At 66.9% G+C, this 16188-nt stretch carries 21 protein-coding genes; 7 read left to right on the top strand and 14 right to left on the bottom strand.

The features are described from left to right. Positions 1–7: 7 nt before the first annotated feature. From GR303_RS05625 to GR303_RS24330, 5 genes are all read right to left on the bottom strand, one after another. Entirely contained in the window at positions 8–850 is an 843-nt protein-coding gene (locus GR303_RS05625; RefSeq protein ID WP_201751901.1) for an endonuclease/exonuclease/phosphatase family protein, read from the bottom strand. Positions 851–866: 16 nt separating this feature from the next. After that, positions 867–1643, bottom strand: a complete 777-nt coding sequence (locus GR303_RS05620; protein ID WP_161721415.1) for an ABC transporter permease — start codon at positions 1641–1643, stop codon at positions 867–869. Between the two features lie 119 nt (positions 1644–1762). Then, positions 1763–2596 carry an ABC transporter permease gene (locus GR303_RS05615; protein WP_161720994.1) on the bottom strand — a complete coding sequence of 278 codons (834 nt, stop codon included), beginning with the start codon at positions 2594–2596 and terminating at the stop codon, positions 1763–1765. Positions 2597–2685: 89 nt separating this feature from the next. After that, on the bottom strand, positions 2686–3819 hold the full coding sequence (locus GR303_RS05610; RefSeq protein WP_161720995.1) for an ABC transporter substrate-binding protein: 1134 nt from the start codon (positions 3817–3819) through the stop codon (positions 2686–2688). After that, complete coding sequence (locus GR303_RS24330) at positions 3812–4903, bottom strand: ABC transporter ATP-binding protein (RefSeq protein ID WP_201751900.1); 1092 nt, start codon at positions 4901–4903, stop codon at positions 3812–3814. The genes GR303_RS05610 and GR303_RS24330 overlap by 8 nt, the downstream gene beginning before the upstream one ends. A gap of 219 nt (positions 4904–5122) precedes the next feature. On the opposite strand from GR303_RS24330, the gene GR303_RS05595 reads away from it, so the two are divergent. Then, entirely contained in the window at positions 5123–5536 is a 414-nt protein-coding gene (locus GR303_RS05595; RefSeq protein ID WP_161720997.1) for a hypothetical protein, read from the top strand. 207 nt (positions 5537–5743) lie between these two features. Here the strand turns inward: GR303_RS05595 and GR303_RS05590 are convergent, their stop codons facing one another. Both GR303_RS05590 and GR303_RS05585 read right to left on the bottom strand, forming a co-directional pair. Beyond that, positions 5744–6154, bottom strand: coding sequence for a helix-turn-helix domain-containing protein (locus GR303_RS05590; RefSeq protein ID WP_161720998.1), 411 nt, complete (start codon positions 6152–6154; stop codon positions 5744–5746). Positions 6155–6443: 289 nt separating this feature from the next. Further along, entirely contained in the window at positions 6444–7211 is a 768-nt protein-coding gene (locus GR303_RS05585; RefSeq protein WP_161720999.1) for a helix-turn-helix transcriptional regulator, read from the bottom strand. 156 nt (positions 7212–7367) lie between these two features. On the opposite strand from GR303_RS05585, the gene GR303_RS05580 reads away from it, so the two are divergent. The 5 genes from GR303_RS05580 to GR303_RS05560 all read left to right on the top strand — a co-directional run bounded on the left by GR303_RS05580 (position 7368) and on the right by GR303_RS05560 (position 10901). Next, a complete protein-coding gene (locus GR303_RS05580) occupies positions 7368–7814 on the top strand; it encodes a FixH family protein (protein ID WP_161721000.1) in 447 nt (148 codons plus the stop codon). Between the two features lie 10 nt (positions 7815–7824). Beyond that, positions 7825–9063 (top strand): cytochrome-c peroxidase, encoded by a 1239-nt coding sequence (locus tag GR303_RS05575; RefSeq protein ID WP_161721001.1) that lies wholly within the window; start codon positions 7825–7827, stop codon positions 9061–9063. Positions 9064–9142: 79 nt separating this feature from the next. After that, a complete protein-coding gene (locus GR303_RS05570; protein ID WP_161721002.1) occupies positions 9143–9499 on the top strand; it encodes a hypothetical protein in 357 nt (118 codons plus the stop codon). Positions 9500–9604: 105 nt separating this feature from the next. Continuing rightward, a complete protein-coding gene (locus tag GR303_RS05565; RefSeq protein ID WP_161721003.1) occupies positions 9605–10090 on the top strand; it encodes a GNAT family N-acetyltransferase in 486 nt (161 codons plus the stop codon). Between the two features lie 79 nt (positions 10091–10169). Continuing rightward, on the top strand, positions 10170–10901 hold the full coding sequence (locus tag GR303_RS05560; protein ID WP_161721004.1) for a DUF4386 family protein: 732 nt from the start codon (positions 10170–10172) through the stop codon (positions 10899–10901). 208 nt (positions 10902–11109) lie between these two features. On the opposite strand, the gene GR303_RS05555 is transcribed toward GR303_RS05560, so the two are convergent. Genes GR303_RS05555 through GR303_RS05540 form a run of 4 tightly spaced genes read right to left on the bottom strand, consistent with a single transcriptional unit; the run spans position 11110 to position 14197 of the window. Beyond that, complete coding sequence (locus GR303_RS05555) at positions 11110–11664, bottom strand: GNAT family N-acetyltransferase (protein ID WP_201751899.1); 555 nt, start codon at positions 11662–11664, stop codon at positions 11110–11112. A 1-nt stretch (position 11665) separates the two neighbouring features. Then, a complete protein-coding gene (locus GR303_RS05550) occupies positions 11666–12289 on the bottom strand; it encodes a glutathione S-transferase family protein (protein ID WP_161721005.1) in 624 nt (207 codons plus the stop codon). Between the two features lie 39 nt (positions 12290–12328). Further along, positions 12329–13186: a GNAT family N-acetyltransferase gene (locus tag GR303_RS05545; protein WP_161721006.1), complete on the bottom strand. Its 858-nt coding sequence runs from the start codon at positions 13184–13186 to the stop codon at positions 12329–12331. A 51-nt stretch (positions 13187–13237) separates the two neighbouring features. Further along, a complete protein-coding gene (locus tag GR303_RS05540; RefSeq protein WP_161721007.1) occupies positions 13238–14197 on the bottom strand; it encodes a threonine ammonia-lyase in 960 nt (319 codons plus the stop codon). 99 nt (positions 14198–14296) lie between these two features. On the opposite strand from GR303_RS05540, the gene GR303_RS05535 reads away from it, so the two are divergent. Continuing rightward, positions 14297–14767, top strand: a complete 471-nt coding sequence (locus GR303_RS05535) for an Lrp/AsnC family transcriptional regulator (protein WP_161721008.1) — start codon at positions 14297–14299, stop codon at positions 14765–14767. Positions 14768–14830: 63 nt separating this feature from the next. On the opposite strand, the gene GR303_RS05530 is transcribed toward GR303_RS05535, so the two are convergent. From GR303_RS05530 to GR303_RS05520, 3 genes are read right to left on the bottom strand one after another with little or no spacing between them, the layout of a single operon-like run. Continuing rightward, positions 14831–15319, bottom strand: coding sequence for a DUF4396 domain-containing protein (locus tag GR303_RS05530; protein ID WP_161721009.1), 489 nt, complete (start codon positions 15317–15319; stop codon positions 14831–14833). 39 nt (positions 15320–15358) lie between these two features. Then, positions 15359–15559, bottom strand: a complete 201-nt coding sequence (locus GR303_RS05525; protein WP_161721010.1) for a heavy-metal-associated domain-containing protein — start codon at positions 15557–15559, stop codon at positions 15359–15361. Between the two features lie 46 nt (positions 15560–15605). Beyond that, complete coding sequence (locus GR303_RS05520) at positions 15606–15872, bottom strand: heavy-metal-associated domain-containing protein (RefSeq protein WP_161721011.1); 267 nt, start codon at positions 15870–15872, stop codon at positions 15606–15608. Between the last annotated feature and the right edge of the window lie 316 nt (positions 15873–16188).

The following is a 16188-nucleotide window of genomic DNA, read 5'->3' as shown; positions in this document are numbered from 1 at the left end:
CGCCGGGTCACAGGTCGAGCTCGATCAGCACCGGCTGGTGATCGGAAGCCTGGGTCTCCTGATCGTAGGCGATCCGCCGCAGCCGGGATGCGATGTCCTGCGTCACGAAGACGAAATCGCAGCAAAGGGGCTCGCTGCTCGTGCGGTCGTAGATGCAGAACGATGCCGGATGCGGCTCCTCTCGGTGAAGCGCCTGCCAGGCATCCAGGAGCGCCGGTGCGCCGTCGGCGAAGGGCTCCGAGATGCGCCGCTTCACCGGATCCTCCGGACGCATGTTGAAATCCCCGGTCAGCACCGCCGAGGGCGCGCTCGGAAGGCGCACATAGGTGCCGGGGCCGTCCTCGCGCGGGGTGACGGTGCGCGCGCAGGCGGTGCGGTGCGCCTCGCGGATGCCCTCCACCTGGGCGCGACGCAGGGCATCGGAGGAATATTCCAGATGCGTGGTCATGACCCGCAAGGGGCCGGAGGGCGTCGTCACCGTCGCCTCGAGGAGGAGGCGCGGCATGTTGCGGGTGGCGGCGGCCTCCCAGGGCAGGGTGTAGCGCAGCACCTGGCCCACGGGCAGGCGCGACAGGATCATGTTGCCGAAGCGGCGGCGGCGGCCGGCTCCGTCGGGCAAGTCGAGCGCCACGCCCTCCACCGCGGTGTAGCCCGGCAGCAGCGCCGCGAGCTCCGCGAACTGGTTGGCGCCGCTATTGCCCTTCAGGCTGGAAAAATTGTCCGACACCTCCTGCAGGCAGAGCACGTCGAAATCCGCGAGCGCACGCGCCTCGCGCACCATGCGCGCGAGATCGACGGTGCCGTCGATGCCGAGGCCCCATTGAATGTTCCAGGTGACGATTCTGATCATGCGATTCCCGAAAGGCTTACTGGCCGACCTTGCTCAGCACGTCCGCCTTCAGGAAGCGCTCGATGACGAACATGAAGGCGACGGAGGGCACGAGCAGGATGAGGGCCGTGATGGAGGCGATCTGGTAGTTGCCGCCCATGCTGGCGTTGTAGAGGAGAAGCGGCAGGGTGGTCACCTGGGGCACGCCGACGAAGAAGGTGCCGGTGAATTCGTCGAGGGATTCCAGGAAGACGAAGATGGCGCTCGCCATGATGCCGGGCGCGGCAAGCGGCAGCGTCACGGTGAAGAAGGTGCGCAGGGGCGAGGCGCCGATGTTGCGGGCGGCGAGCTCCAGGTCCCGGTCCACGGCGGCGAAGGCCGCGGCGGCGATCCAGACCGAATAGACCAGGCCGTGGGCGGCGTGGACGAGCACGACCCCGGTGATCGTGCCCGTGAGCCCGAAGCCGTAGAAGACCCGCGCCACGTTGATGTAGATCGCCACCGACGGAAAGGCCTGGGGCAGCAGGAACAGGATCATCAGCGCCGTGCGCCACGGCAGCCTGAGGCGCGCGAGCGCGTAGCCCGCCGGGATCGACACGGCAAGCGCCACCAGCACCGTCAGGCAGGCGATGCCGATGCTGGTCATCAGCGACGACATGGCGTCGCCCGTGGGGCGGAAGACCACCTCCCAGTAGCGCATGCCGTAGGAGACCGGCAGCTTGAACGGCGCATACCAGCGCTCCGCCACCGACCACAGGGCGAGGTTGGCGAGAGGCCCGAACAGCAGGAAGGCGAAGACGGCGAGGCCCAGCATCTTGAGGGCGGTGGCGCCGAAAGCCCAGACCCGCGCTGCGGCCGGGGAGGACCGCTCCCGCGCCGCGCCCCGCGGTCCGAGCGTCTGCGCGCGGGCGGCGGACAGATGAACCTCCCCGCTCATGCCTGCACCTCGCGCTTGACGGAGTGGCGCAGGTAGATCCAGGCCACGGTTCCGGCGATGGCATAGGAGATGACGCCCAGCGCGTTGGCCGTGGCGTAGTCGCCGTAGGAGTTGATGCGGAACGCCATGTCCACGGTGAGCATGGTGGGCTGCGAGCCCGCCACCATCAGCGGCACCGACAGCACGGAGAGCATGGTGACGAAGGAGAGGACGAGGCCGACGAGCAGCGTCTGCGCCACCTGCGGCAGGACGATCTCGACCAGCACGCGCAGCCGCGAGGCGCCGAGGTTGCGCCCGGCCTCGATGGTGGCGCGGTCGATGGAGGCCATGGCGCCCGCCAGCATGAGCGTGACGAAGGGCACCTGCTTCCACACGAAGGTGATGATGATGCCGCGCCAGTCGAGGAGGCTCGTGGCCTGGATCGGCTCCATGATGCCGAGCGCCACGAAGGTGTTGTTCATGAGGCCGTTCTTGGCCAGGAACGTGCGCATGCACTGCGCCGCCACGATGAACGGGATGAAGAGCGGCCAGCGGTAGAGGGCGCGCAGGGCCGCGACCAGCCAGGGCGTCTCGCCGAGGGTGAGGATTCCCGCGATCGCGATGGAGACGAGGCCGGTGAGCAGCGTCGAGGTGATGACGATGAAGAGCGTGAACAGGATGTCGGTGGAGTAGAACTCGTAGGCCTTGCCGAAATTCACGAGCGAGAGGCCGCCCTGCGGGTCGGTGAAGGCGGCGGCGAGCGAGTACCCGAGCGGGTAGAGGAACAGGGCGCCGATCATCGCGAGCGCCGGCGCGATGAGCAGAAGGCCGAAGAACGAGGGTCTCGCCATGGTGGAAAACCGTCCGATCGTGCCGCGGGACGACATCGGGAGGAGGCGCGGGCGGCCCGTCCGGCCGTCCGCGTCGGGTGATGCAGGGGCTAGTTCGCCACCTTCCTCTCGTAGGCTTCGAGGATGTCGTTGAAGTAGGGGCCGATGGGGAACGGCTTGCCGTTCGCCGCCAGCGTCTCCGGCGGGATGTCGGAGAAGAGCTGCTTCCAGGCGGCCTGATCGAGCTTGCCCTCGAGGTTCTTGGCGTCGATGCCGGGATACCAGTTGAAGCGCTTGACGATGCCCTCGGCCTGCACGTCGGGGCTCGTGGCGAGCGCGATGAACTCGGCGGCGAGCTTCTCCTGCGCGGTCTTGGCGGGGATCGCGTAGTACATGGGCTGGCCGGGCATGCCGGGGGTGACGAGCTTCAGGCGCATGGTGGGGGGAAGCTTTCCTTCCGCCTTCCAGGTGTAGAACATGTCGACCCACACGGGTCCCATGGCGATCTCGCCCCGGTTGAGCATGTCGAGGGTGCCGGCATTGCCGGGGGTGATGACGACGTTCTGGTTGAACTCCTTGAGATCGGCCATGGCCTTGTCCCAGGTGGCCTTGGCGGCCGGATCGTAGGGGCCTTTCTCCAGCTTCGCCGCATCGCCGCCGAAGGCCGCGACCCAGCCGGCCACGAAGGCGACGCCGGACATGCCGCCCTTGATGCCGTTATAGCCGAACTGCTTGGGGTTCTTCCTCACCCATTCGCGCAGCTCGGGGTAGCTGTTGGGCGGGTTCTTCACGAGGTCCGGGTTGTAGGCGATGGCGGTCTGCGAGTGGAACATGGGCATGACGTAGCCCGACACGTCGGTGCCGAGGGCGTTGGTCGCCGTCTCGCGGGTGACGAGGCTGCCGGTGGGGATCTGGTCGCGGTACTTCTTGAGCAGCTCCTCCTTCACCATGGTGCCGGCGGCCTTCTGGTGCACCACCACCACGTCGAAGTCGGAGGGCGCGCCCGCCTTCTTCTGCGCGTCGAGCTTCTCGTAGATCTTCTGCGAGCCGCCGTCGCCCGGGCCGGTGCCCACCGCCACGACCTTCACGCCCGGATGCTTCTTCTCGAAGAGCGGGCCGAGATAGTCCTTGATGTAGTCGACCATGTTCTGGTCGCCGGCGGTGGCGACGTTGAGGGTCTGGGCGTTCGCCGCGCCGCTGGTGAGAAGGGCTGCGAGTCCCGCAGCCAATAGGCCTTTACGCATGGTGTCCTCCCGTGTTCTGAGCGTTGGGAAACAGGTGCAGGTCCGCCAGCGGCAGGCGCAGGCCCACCGGACGGTCGAGCTCGTGGTAGCGGCTGTCCGTCACGGTAAAATGACGGCTGCCGATGGCGACCACGTACCTGTAGTGCCCTCCCGGATACGTTCTCTGCGTGATTTTTCCGGGAAGGACGATCGACCCGTCGATCCGGGCGTCCGGATCGTCGAGCGAAGCGATGTCGTCGCGAAAATAGGCCGTCACGGCGCCGACCGGCACGCTGCCGCCATAAAGCGCCGCGCTGCCGTCGTCGGCCCTGACCTCCACGCCGGCGCCGCTCGGGCGCACGTCGAGGGCCAGCGTGTTCTCCGCCCCCATGAAGCTCGCGACGAAGGGGGAATTGGGATGGTCGTAGACCTCCTTCGGCGTTCCCACCTGCGCGATGCGGCCCGCATCCATCACCACGATCCGGTCGGCCATGGTCATGGCCTCCTCCCGGTCGTGGGTGACGTGGATCGCCGTGAAGCCGAGGCGGCTCTGCAGGGTCTTGATCTCGGAGCGGAGCTGGAGGCGCACCTTGGCGTCGAGGTTGGACAGGGGCTCGTCGAGGAGCAGGATCGGCGGCTCGATGGCGAGCGCCCGCCCCAGGGCCACGCGCTGGCGCTGGCCGCCGGAGAGGGCCGTCACCTTGCGGTCCTCGAGGCCGGAGAGGTTGAGCATCTTCAGCACGGCGGCGACCCGGGCGCGGACCTCCTCCTTGGGCACCCCGCGCAGGCGCAGGCCGTAGCCCACATTGCCGAGCACGGTCATGTGCGGCCACAGGGCATAGGACTGGAACATCATCGCCATGCCGCGCTTCTCCGGCGGCGTGTTCACCACGTCCCGCCCGAACAGGCGGATGGCGCCGCCGGACGCCTTCTGGAAGCCGGCGATGGTGCGAAGCAAGGTGGTCTTGCCGCAGCCGGACGAGCCCAGGATGGCGACGAACTCGCCTGGCGCCACCGAGAGGCTGACCCCGTGCAGCACCCGCTGGCTGCCATAGCTGACCTGGAGATGATCGACCTCGATCGCGGCCGAAACGGAGCCGTCCATGGTCCCGACATCCTCCCTGAATGCGCTTTTCGCGTCTCTTCTGCCGTTAGAAGATCACATTTGCATGTCGGTGAGAAGAGCCGCCCCGGCTCCATGCACGAAAGAGCGGACCCGCGTCCCAGGCTCGGGATCCGGCCGATTTCCTGGGAGCCCTATCCTGAATGGTCCGACGGCCGCAGCGGCTTCCTTCTAAGCTCGGCATGAAGATAGGGGGAAAAGATGGTTGTGGTACGAGCCGTTGCGTCCTTGCTGGCCTTGTTCCCGGCTGGCGTCCATGCTCAGTCGTTCTGCAAAGTCGACCATTTCATCTATGTGCCCGGCCAAGCCGTGGAGACCACGATGAAGACGGTCGTCGCCTCGGTCAAAAGAACCTCCGCCGTCCCCGGAGCGCAGCCCTGGAACTGGTGCAACCTTCATTTCCAGAGCAACAATCCCTTCTACAGGCCGATCGAGGTGACGAAGAAGCCTGCCATGGGCGAGGTGGCGCACGGATCCTACTCGATCCGCTACAGATCCAACAAAGCCGGCACGGATTCCTTCGTGTTCATGCTCCACCAGTCGGACGCCCGGACCAATGCGGTGCGGGCCACCCCTGTCACGGTACGGGTGGAGGTCGTCGAAGCGCCGTTTTAGGATGCGAGCGGCCGCAGGCGCCGCGGCATGAAAGGGGGGATCCTCCGGAAGCAGGGTGCCACGCAGGTGGCAACGGCCGCGGCGAACCGGCTTCGGCCCCGAGCAGCCGAAACGGAAGGGCGCATCGTCCCGCCGGCCTCCGGGGCTGGACGATGCGCCAATCAGCCTCTGAGGAGGCGCCTTCTCCTGATCGTATGGCTGTGAGGCTCAGGGCGAACCGAATGCTTCTTCCAGGGCCTTCTCCAGGGCAGGTGTAAGAGCAGGATCGGTGCCCCGGCTTACCTGCCGTATCTTGTTCAAGATCGCTGCCTCGTTGCGACTCGTGACGGTTCCGAAAATTTCCGACACGACGTCCGCTCCGCCGGGCCAATACTGTTCCATCACCAATCGGAAGAGGTAAGCAGGGTCGGCGTTGATCGCCCGTGCAAAGGCAGGCACTCGCTCCAAGGGAAGCTTCATGTCGCCCTTTTTGATCATCGAGACGACATTGGGCCGCGGCAGGCCTGCTTCTGCTGCAATCTCGCGCTGGCTCTTGATGCCGTTCAGAGCGTCTATGCGCTCGGTGATATAGGCGCAGACGGGGTCGTTGATGGGTTGCACAGTGGCTTGAGCAGACATTCGTGAGGCTCGTTCCGGCGGGAAGGATACGCTTCGTTCTCGCCCGTTTTTGCCATTGGAGCGCCGTTCGTCAATATTCCGGGCTCTCCTCCGATCTGCCGAAAAGCGCACTCGGATCAGTGAATGACGGGTCACTGCCGCTCGGCGGACTTTTGGGGACGACTGCCCGCTTCTCCTGTTGACCCGAAGCGGTCATTCCTGGAGGCAGTTTCGACCGGAAACGTGCACTTGGCTCGACGGACGAGACTCCTCCTGATCGATCCAACGTGGTCGGATAGGCTCGGCTCTGTCATATGAGCTGCAAGGCCGCTGCCGGCACGCCGAACATCCGGCGGAACGTCCGGCTGAAATGGGCCGAATCCGCGAACCCGGCTTCGTGCGCGGCCTCCGTGATGGACGATCCCGCGGAGATCCGCTCGACCGCGAGCATGAGCCGTCGCCATAGCAGATAGCTCCGGAAGGGCAGGCCGACCTCGGCGGCGAAGAGGTGGCTGAAGCGGCTGTCCGAAAGGCAGGCGATGGCTGCGGCCTCGGCAAGCCCGACGCCCTCGCCGATCCGCGACCTGAGCCAGGTGAGGGTACGCGCAATCCGCGGATCGAGCGTACGCGCCGGAACGGCCCCGCCAATCGCGTCCTGGACAAGGGCCTGGCCCAGGGCCTCGACCATTCGGTCGTCAGGCCGCACGTCCGCCCAGAGATCTGCGAGCCTGGACGGGGCATGCCCGAGCCGGGTATCCAGCCTCGCCACCGGCGCACCCTCCAGTCCTTGCGTCAGTGCCCGGCCGGCACGGCTTTCCGGGTCCACGAAAAGCAGCGCGATCTTGCCCTCCGGCTCGAACGCATGGGGCACATCGGGCGCGATCAGGACAACGGGTCCATCCATGCACCCGCCCTCCGTCCGAATGCGGAAGCGCCCGCCGGCCGACAGGGTGATCTGAATGGCATGGTGGGCGTGCAGACGGGTGGATGGCCGGCCTTCCGGCGCGGGCGGCACGTCAAAGGTCCAGAGACTGCCGCCCTCCCACATCACGATCCGGCCGCGCCCTACGATCCTCATGGGTTCTGCCCGCAATCTCCGTTGCTCTCCGGAGCCTAGTACACGGGATTCGACGGCAAAAGTCAGCAGCTACGTTCAAGCGCCGGGTCCGTCGGATGCATAGATTGCCTGCTTTCAGACCCGCGCTGCAATGGTGCCGACAAAGGACCTACCAACATGTTGACCCTGACCTTGCGCCGCGCGACCCTGCTCGGCATTCCCGCTCTCCTGCTCGCCGGCGGCATTGTCGCCGCTGGCGCGATGATGCGCTCCGTTCCCGAAAACCTCGATCTCGCGCTGGAGAAGCCGACCGCAGCGGGCCTCTACAAGGCCGCCATAGCACCACAGTCCGCGCCCCTCACGGTCGGACAGATGCATGCCTGGACGGTGACCCTTCAGACTGCCAACGGCGCTCCGGTGGAAGCCGCGAAAATTGGGATCAAGGGCGGCATGCCGCAGCACGGCCATGGCCTGCCGACGGCGCCACAGGTGACCAAGAGTCTGGGCCAAGGCCGTTACCTGGTTGAGGGCATGAAATTCAACATGCGCGGCTGGTGGACGCTCGATCTCGCCATCGACGGCCCGAAGGGAACCGATACGGTCACCTTCAATCTCGTGCTCTGAGGAGACCGCGATGCGCAAGGGAGCCCTCGCCATCTCATCGATCGTGCTCGCTGCGGGGATCCTCGCGGCGGGGCTCCATGCCGCGCCCGGCGCGCGGTGGACGGAGGCAGAGCGCGCCATCATTCAGTCGCTCGCCCTGGACGCCCTGCCTCCGCCACCCAAGGACCCGTCGAACAAGGTCGCCGATGATCCCCGGGCGGCGGAGCTCGGCCGCGCGCTGTTCTTCGACACGCGGCTGAGCGCCAACGGCCAGGTCGCCTGCGCCAGCTGCCACCTGCCCGACCGCCAGTTCCAGGATGATGTGCCGCTGGCCAAGGGCGTCGGCGTCACCACCCGGCGCACGATGCCGATTGCCGGGATGGCACACAGCCCGTTCCTGTTCTGGGACGGGCGCAAGGACAGTCTCTGGGCGCAGGCCTTGGGCCCGCTGGAAAGCCCGGTCGAGCATGGCGGAGACCGCACGCAATATGCGCGCATAATTGCCGAGCACTACCGCGAGCCCTACGAGTCCGTTTTCGGGACGTTGCCCGAGATGAGCCGCCTGCCGCCCCATGCCGGCCCCGTCGCCGATCCCCAGGCGGCTGCGGCTTGGGAGGCCATGCCGGAGGCGGACCGCGCGGCGATCAACCGGGTGTTCGCCAATATCGGCAAGGCCATCGCGGCTTACGAGCGTACGATCCTGCCTGTGCCGACGCGGTTCGACGCCTATGCGGCCGCGCTTCGCTCCGGCAGGGGTTCCGGGATTCTCACCGATGATGAGATTGCCGGGCTGCGCCTGTTCATCGGCAAGGGCGAGTGCGTCAACTGCCATAACGGTCCGCTCCTGACCGACAACCACTTCCACAACACCGGCGTGCCGGCAGCGCCCGGACTGCCGGAGGACCACGGCCGGGCATCCGGCGCGAAGCTGGTGCGGGAGGATCCGTTCAACTGCCTCGGCCCCTACAGCGATGCGGCCGAGGGCGACTGCTCCGAGCTGCGGTTCATGACGGCGGACGGGCATGAGTTGCTGCGCGCCTTCAAGACCCCGTCGCTGCGCGGCGCCGCGAGCCGGCCACCCTACATGCATGCCGGCCAGATCGCCACGCTGGCGGACGTGGTGGCCCATTACAGCGCCGCCCCGCAGGCTCCGGCCGGACACAGCGAGCTTCGGCCGCTCAACCTGAGCGAGAGGGAGCGGCGGCAGCTGATGGCCTTCCTGGCGACCCTGAACCCGAACCCGACCGGAACTGGCGGCAAAGGCTTCTGAACCCCTCCGAGAGGGGACAGCAGCCCGACGGCAAACTGAGCTCCAGCCATAGACCTGCAGCCATTGAGGTGAGCACGCGATGAACGCGACGGCTTTGCAAATGCGTGGGCAACACACCAGCAACTCTTTCTGGTCCACAGCTTCGCGTGGCGAGATCGGGCAGCAGATTGTTCGTGCATACGTTCAGCTCGCACTTGTGCCTCGTCAGCACGACAGCTGCCGGACGATCACCCTTGCCCGATTTGGCGACATTGAGGTGCGCATGACCGAAGTTCGACCGGCCTCAAGCATCCCGCCATTCTGGCTCGAGGTTTATTCGACCGCGACCCGCTCAACGATCGATGGCTGCGGATGCTTCGAATTCGATGAGCGCGAGCTGGCCATGGCCGTGGACCTTGTGCTTGCCGCGAGGCGAACCCGTCACCGGCCGAACTGACGAACGATCACCCCCAAACCGCAACCCGAGCGGACCCGGCGCGACGCCATCCTCGCGGCGGATGAACGAGCCCTGATGATGATCCGACGGATGTCGTGTGCTTCAATGCGTCAAGAGCACCCCCACGGCTACAATAGCCTTGAATTGCGGCTCTTCTCGGAAGACGACCGGGCGAGGTGCCAGAAGATCGCCGCCCTGGCGGCGCTCAGCTCGTACGGGCCGCACATGCCGGAGTGCCGCAACCGGTTTGTCGAGACGCAGCCGCTGGAGCCTGCGGACACGCGCATCGTCGCTATCCGCGACGGCACTGTTGTGGGTTTTCTCGACCTGGTCGGGAGCCACGTTTCCAATCTGTTCGTCGACCCGCAGCATCAGGGGCAGGGGATCGGGACGGCCCTGATGGCGGAGGCTGAGCGCTGGGCCGTCGGGGATTTGACACTCTCGGTCTTCACTCTGAACCCTGATGCGCGGCGGCTGTACGAGCGTCTCGGCTTCGAGGTCGAGGGGGTGAAGATGGTGCCGTTCGCGAGCTCCAGCGCGGAGGTCTGGATCATGCGCAAGCCGCATTCCAAGCGGCTCGGCGGGCTTTGATCCTGGGGGACCCGATGCACCCCGCTGCCAGGATAATACGATTCGAGGTCATTCGATGAACGCGACGAGGAACATGGTTATGACCAACACAACATTCAGTCCCCGCACCTCGGCACGCCTGTCGGCCTGGCTGCTGCTTGCAGGACAGCTCCTGTACATCGTGATCACGCAGCTTCACGCCGGTGGGGACGCCAACAACCATCCCGCCATCTTCGCCGCATACGCCGGCAGCGGGATCTGGACGGCCGTGCATCTTGGCCAGTTCGCGGGCATGGCGATCCTGCTCGCGGGGCTGCTCACCCTGTTCTTCGCCCTGGATGTTCAGGATGGATGGGCGCGATGGGTGGGTTGCCTCGGTGCCGCTTCGGCAGTGGCGGCGCTGGCGCTGTACGGCGTCCTCCAAGCGGTGGACGGCGTCGCGCTCAAGCAAGCCGTGAGCGCGTGGGCGAGCGCCCCGGAGGCCGAGAAGGCGGCACGCTTTGCCAACGCCGAGGCGATTCGCTGGTTGGAGTGGGGGGTGAGGAGCTACCACGACTTTGCGCTGGGCCTCGCCTTGCTGCTGTTCGCGGCTGCGGTGGCGCGCGAGGCCTGGGTCCCGCGGCCGATAGCCTACCTGATGGCGCTCTCCGGCCTCGCCTACCTAGTGCAGGGCTGGGTGGCCGGCTCCGAGGGCTTTTCGCCGGCGCAGTCGGTTGCCATCGTGCTGGCCTGGGTCTTGAGCCTGGTATGGATGATCTGGCTGGTTGCCGTCGCTTGGCGCATGCCGTGTGCGGCCCAGTTCTCAGGCCGGGGCCGCGTCAGCAGCTCGTGAACGGCGTGCCATCCTGCAGCCCAGCATTCCGGATCTCATCCATTCGCCACCGGGGATGCCGGAATAGCTCGCGATGGCGGAATGCGGTCGGTGTGCCGCCAGAGCTGTTTCCATTGGCACGGAATCACCTCTTGTCTTGGCGTGACGCATCTTGTGACGGCAAGCCGGATCCGCTGCGCCGAAGAACGCTCCGGCCGTCAGGAATATCTCATTCTTTGCAGGCCGGCATCGAAGCATCCATGCCTGGGCCGGTGGTGCAGCAGGGCTTCGTCCCGGGAGGCGTCACGGGCAGTGCAAGGATGGGGCGCTCCCAGGTGACCCGGCCGGAAGGAGGTTTGATTCCGACCTGTACGGCACCCATGCGCTCGTAGAAACCGGCGGCGGGCGGGTGCGAGACGATCCTCACGGAGCCGATGCCGAGCCGTGCGGCCTGGGCTCGCATGTGCCTGAACAGCCGGGCGCCGAGCCCCATGCCTTGGGCGGCGTCCGCCACAAACATGAGATCGAGTTCAGGTTCGCCGTCCGTGATCAGGCTGTAGAACCCGAGCACGTGCCCGTCGCCCTCGGCCAGGACGACATGGTCCCGCGCGATCTGTTCGGGAGTGACGGCGTATCCGTCGAGGATGCGGCGGTACTCGCCTTCGTAGGCGCGCGAGGCCTGCATGAGGCGGTTCATGGCCGGAAGGTCCGCCGCCTGAGCCTGTCGAAGAACGATCTTGCGCGACGCAGCCCAAATCGCGCCGGACGATGCCTTGTCTGGCATGCTAGCTGTTTCGCTCGATCACATGGGCGATGGCGGGAACCCGGGTCGCCGCCTCGGCAGCGGAGAAGAGCTTGGGGCAGTGCTCCGCGAACCATGATCGTCCAGGCCTCCAGGCCGTCATCACGGCGAGATAGAGGTCGAGGGCCGTCAGGGCCGATCCGAGCACGTAGGGCTCCGGCGCGACCAGGGTTTCCATGTGCCGCCAGATCCGCATGCGGCGGGCGTCGCTCTCCGAGCGCAGGGTCGAAGCCGCAGCACCGTCGAGCCCGAAATGCTCCGGCTCGTCCCCGAAGGTGAAGGTCGGGTAGACGGCGCCGACCAGGACGACCAGCAGGTTGAAGAAGGCGGCCCGGCGCTCGACGCCGGATGGCACGAGCCCCGCCTGCGGCGCGACATCGTGGATGTGCAGCACCATGGCGGCGCTCTCGGTCATCACCGCGCCGTCCGGCAGGATCAGCGTCGGCACCTGCCCGAGCGGATTGAGCGACAGCAGCCGCTCCCGCCCCGGGCCCGGGGCAAGAAATGGGATCATCGTCACTGTGTGCGGCAGGCCTGTCAGGGCCAGCGCCATCTCGATCACGGCGGAGCCGCAGCCCTTGGAGGCGATCAGTTCGTATTCAGACATCGGGCATTCACTCAATGGTTGGAAACAGTCCAATAGGCCTCAGACAGGGAGGTCAAGCTCCATCTCGAACTGGCCGATCGGCGTCCGGTCGAAGCCCATGCGGACCATGAAGCCCGGAACGAGATCCTCCGGGAAGTTCGCCGAGATCAGGAGGTCCTGTCCCGGATGGGCTGCAGCCAGGGCGCGGATCATGGCCTCCCCCAATCCACGGCCCCGCGCGTTGCGGCTCACGACGAGAGTCCGCAGGGCGAGGCCCGACGGCTGCGGCACGGGCTCAACGATGGCGAAGGCCTCTCCTGCGAGAGACAGCCCCCGGGCCGGCGCGGCTCCGGCGGCGAGCGTCTCCGGCGCCATGATCCAGGGCAAATCGGGCGGCCCCTCCTCGGCGACCCTGCGGGCAACGATCAAGGGATCGACTTCCACGAGGTCGGCCATGGGCGGCGAAGCCTCGGGTCCGGCCGGGCGGCGATAGCCGATCAGGCGGCGGCGCGTCCTGAACCCGAGGCTGCTGTAGAGGCGGATTGCCGGCTCGTTGCTGTCGATGACCTCGAGCACCAGGCGCCGGTCGCCCAGCCCGCGCAGATCGTCAATGACCTCGCCCAAGGCTGATCGCCCGAGGCCGCGGGCCCGGTGGGAGGGAACGATGCCCATCGCGGCGATCCTGGCCGTCCAGCCGCGGCGGGCCACGAGGATGAGGGCGACAGGGCGTTCGCCCTCCATGAGAACGCGGCTGGCGCGCAGGTCGAGAGATTCGCGGCGAAAGCGGGCGTTGAACATCTCGCCGTTGACCGTCTGGGGCACGACATAACCCTCGAAGCAGGCGGTCATGATTTCGGCGAGGGCGGATATCGTGAACGCGAGGGCAGGGCGGCTGGCCACGCCGGCGGGCAGAGGCATCGGGACTGTCTCCGTGGATGAGGCGGATCGAGAAAGTTTTGGACGGGAGCGTCAGTCCGGCAGCCAGGCCGCGATTTGCTGCGGCGTCAGGTTCGCCCCGCACAGGACCGTGGCCACGCGGGAACCCGCATGGTCCTGCCGGCGCGTGAGAAGCCCCGCGAGACCCGCGGCCCCAGCCGGTTCGACCATCCGCCCGAGATGCTGGCGGACGAGCCTCATGGCCTCCAGGATCGCTTCGTCGCTCACGAGCATCACCTCGTCGACAGTGCCTTGCATGGACGTGACCGCGAAAGGCACCGGAACCCGGACGGCGATGCCGTCGGCGATCGTCTCGACGGCCGGCGTCTCCAGCGGACGACCTGCCGCGAAGGAGTGCGCCATGCACGGAGCCCCCTCGGCTGCGACGGCAACGATGCGGGTCTGCGGCGACCGGTGCTTGAGCCAGCAGCCCATGCCCGTTGCGAGCGCGCCGTTCCCCAGCGGGATGAACACGGCATCGAGCGCAGGCAGTGCTTGCGTCATCTCCAGAGCGATCGTGCCAGCGCCTTCCGCGATAGCCGGCTCCGCCCCGTCCTCGACGAAACGGAAGCCATGGTCGGCAGCAAAAGCCCGCGCCTCGGCCTTGGCGGCATCGAGATCCGGGCCGTGGAGGATGACCTCGGCTCCGAGCCGGCGCATGGCCTCGATCTTGACGGAGCTTGCCGTCTCGGCGGCAAAGACGACGACCCGACGGCCCGACCGGGCTGCGGCGTAGGCGAGCCCCTGGCCGAAGTTGCCGGCCGAGGCCGCGACCAGGGCGGTCATCTCGCGCAACTCGCGATTGACGAACAGACTCGTGCCGCGTCCCTTGAAGCTGCGGATCGGGTTTTCGGTCTCGTCCTTCAACCACACCGACATTCCGAGGTGCCGGTCGAGGTCCGGCGCTGTCCGCAGAGCTGAGCCGAGGAAAACCGAGTCGATGAGGTGCTGGGCCCCGGCGATCCGGGCTGGTGACAACAGGGTCGTGCTCATGTCACAACCGTAGCAGCTTCCTGCGCCGCGTTGTCCCGTTTTTCGGATCACTTACGCCGTTGGAGCGCATTATCCACGTGTGCGGCGCGAGATTGTTGCATGACTGACTTGGACGCCCTCGATCTGCGCATCCTCGATCTCGTCCAGGAGAATGCCGAAATGCCGGGCGAGGCGATCGCCAGCGCGGTAGGTCTGTCGGCCTCCGCCGTGCAGCGGCGAATCTCGCGGCTGAAAAGGGAAGGGGTTATCGAGAAGATCGTGGCGCTGGTCGAGCCTCGTTCGGTCGGCCGCACGGTGACGGTGCTGGTCGAGGTGGAAATCGAAAACGAGCGCCGCAGTGCGCTTGAAGCCTTCAAGCGCTGGGTCGTCGAGGCGCCGGAGGTGCAGTCGTGCTGGTACGTCACGGGCGACGCGGACTACGTGCTCCTGGTCTCAACCCGCGACCTCGACGGCTACAACGCCTTCATCGAGCGGCTGATGACCGAGCAGCCTGTCGTGCGCAAGTACAAGAGCCTGATCGCCCTCAAGACGATCAAGCGCGGCCTGAAGGTCGCGATGGACGGGGACTAGCATCGTTCAGGGCGATCCCAGTGGCGGCCAGGATTGTTGGAAGAACGCGCATGGCAGCCTCCTTCAGTGATGGGCGTGGACGAGAGCATGCCCCCGCCCGCGGGCAATGAGCCAGCGGTTGAGCGGGAAGGCGAAGGCGCCGGCGATCACGAGGGCGACCGCGAGGCTGCCCCAGAAGAGCGGGCTCGACAGCGGCGCGTCCATGGCGCCGGGGATCACCAGCATGACGGCGTTGTCGACGATCTCCATGAGAGTGATCGAGGCCGTGTCGGAGGCGAAGGCCAGGCCGACGGCGGTACTGAGTGCCATGCCGCTGCGCAGGAGGGGCAGCATGGTGAGCGCGTAGCCGAACAGGAAGGCGAGGGCGACCGCGAGCGCGATGGTGGCGGCCGCGCCCCAGCCCAGGGCGGTGCCGATCACCATGCCGAGCACCTCGCCGATGGCACAGCCCGTGAGGCAGTGGACGGTGGCGCTGAAGGCCACGCGGTTGAGGCTCGGGGCCGGGGCCGTGGATCCATGATGACCATGATGGTGATGAGCGTCGGCTTGCATGACGGTCTCCTATCCAAGAGGTTGCAGGACGGGCTCGGCCTAGAATCCCGCCTCGCGCAGGGTTCTCAGGAGTGCGGATTGGTAGTGCCGGGAGACGACCCGGACGGTGCGGTCCGCGAGGTCGGCCTCGACCCGTGCGGTTCCGTCGATGGCATGCAGGGCGCGGGTCAGGGCGGCGACGCAGCGGTCGCACATCATCTTCGGGATGTGGAGGAGGTTGTCGGCCTGGTCGCGGTGCATGGTCCGGGTCCTTGTCTTCGTCCGTGCTGCGGGATCCCGCCTGCGCCTATCCGAGTGCCGGAACGGTCGGGGTGTAGCCGGCGCCGGCGATCAGGGCCTCGACCTTGGCGAGGTCGCGGGTGCCCCGGACCGAGACGAGCTTCGTTGCCGGATCGGCCTGGACCCGGGCACCGGGCAGGCCGGCCTCGACCGCCTTGGCGATCGTGCTGGCGCAATGGCCGCATGTCATGTCCTCGACCTTGAGGGTCAGGGCATTCGGATCGCGCTCGACGGTGGTGCCCGGCTGGGGCTGGTGGGTGCTGCATCCGCACATGGTCTGACATCCGTTTGGTGTTGACGATGTGCGGACGATGCACCTTCCCATCATGGGAAGGTCAAGCGGGTTTTTCCAGGGTTGATCTTGGGTGCGATCCCGACTCGGCGCTCGACGGGGCGCCATCTTTCTGTGCCTTGGGGGGACCCGCCACAGCTGCCGTGGTGTGCCCGGGATTTCCGGGTCTGGCACACCTCGAACCTAAGTTCGAAGGCAGCAATCGTCCGTGGACCGGACGTTCCGGAGGCGCAGGGAATCTCGGCTCCTGACCCTCTGCGGAGTTCGGTCAGGCTGTTGCATGGCTCTAGATCAACTG

It is taken from the genome of Microvirga arsenatis, from assembly GCF_009910705.1.
Taxonomy (GTDB): Bacteria; Pseudomonadota; Alphaproteobacteria; order Rhizobiales; family Beijerinckiaceae; genus Microvirga; species Microvirga arsenatis.
Note: the sequence above shows the minus strand (reverse complement) of the source record. Positions and strands in the feature narration are given on the sequence as shown.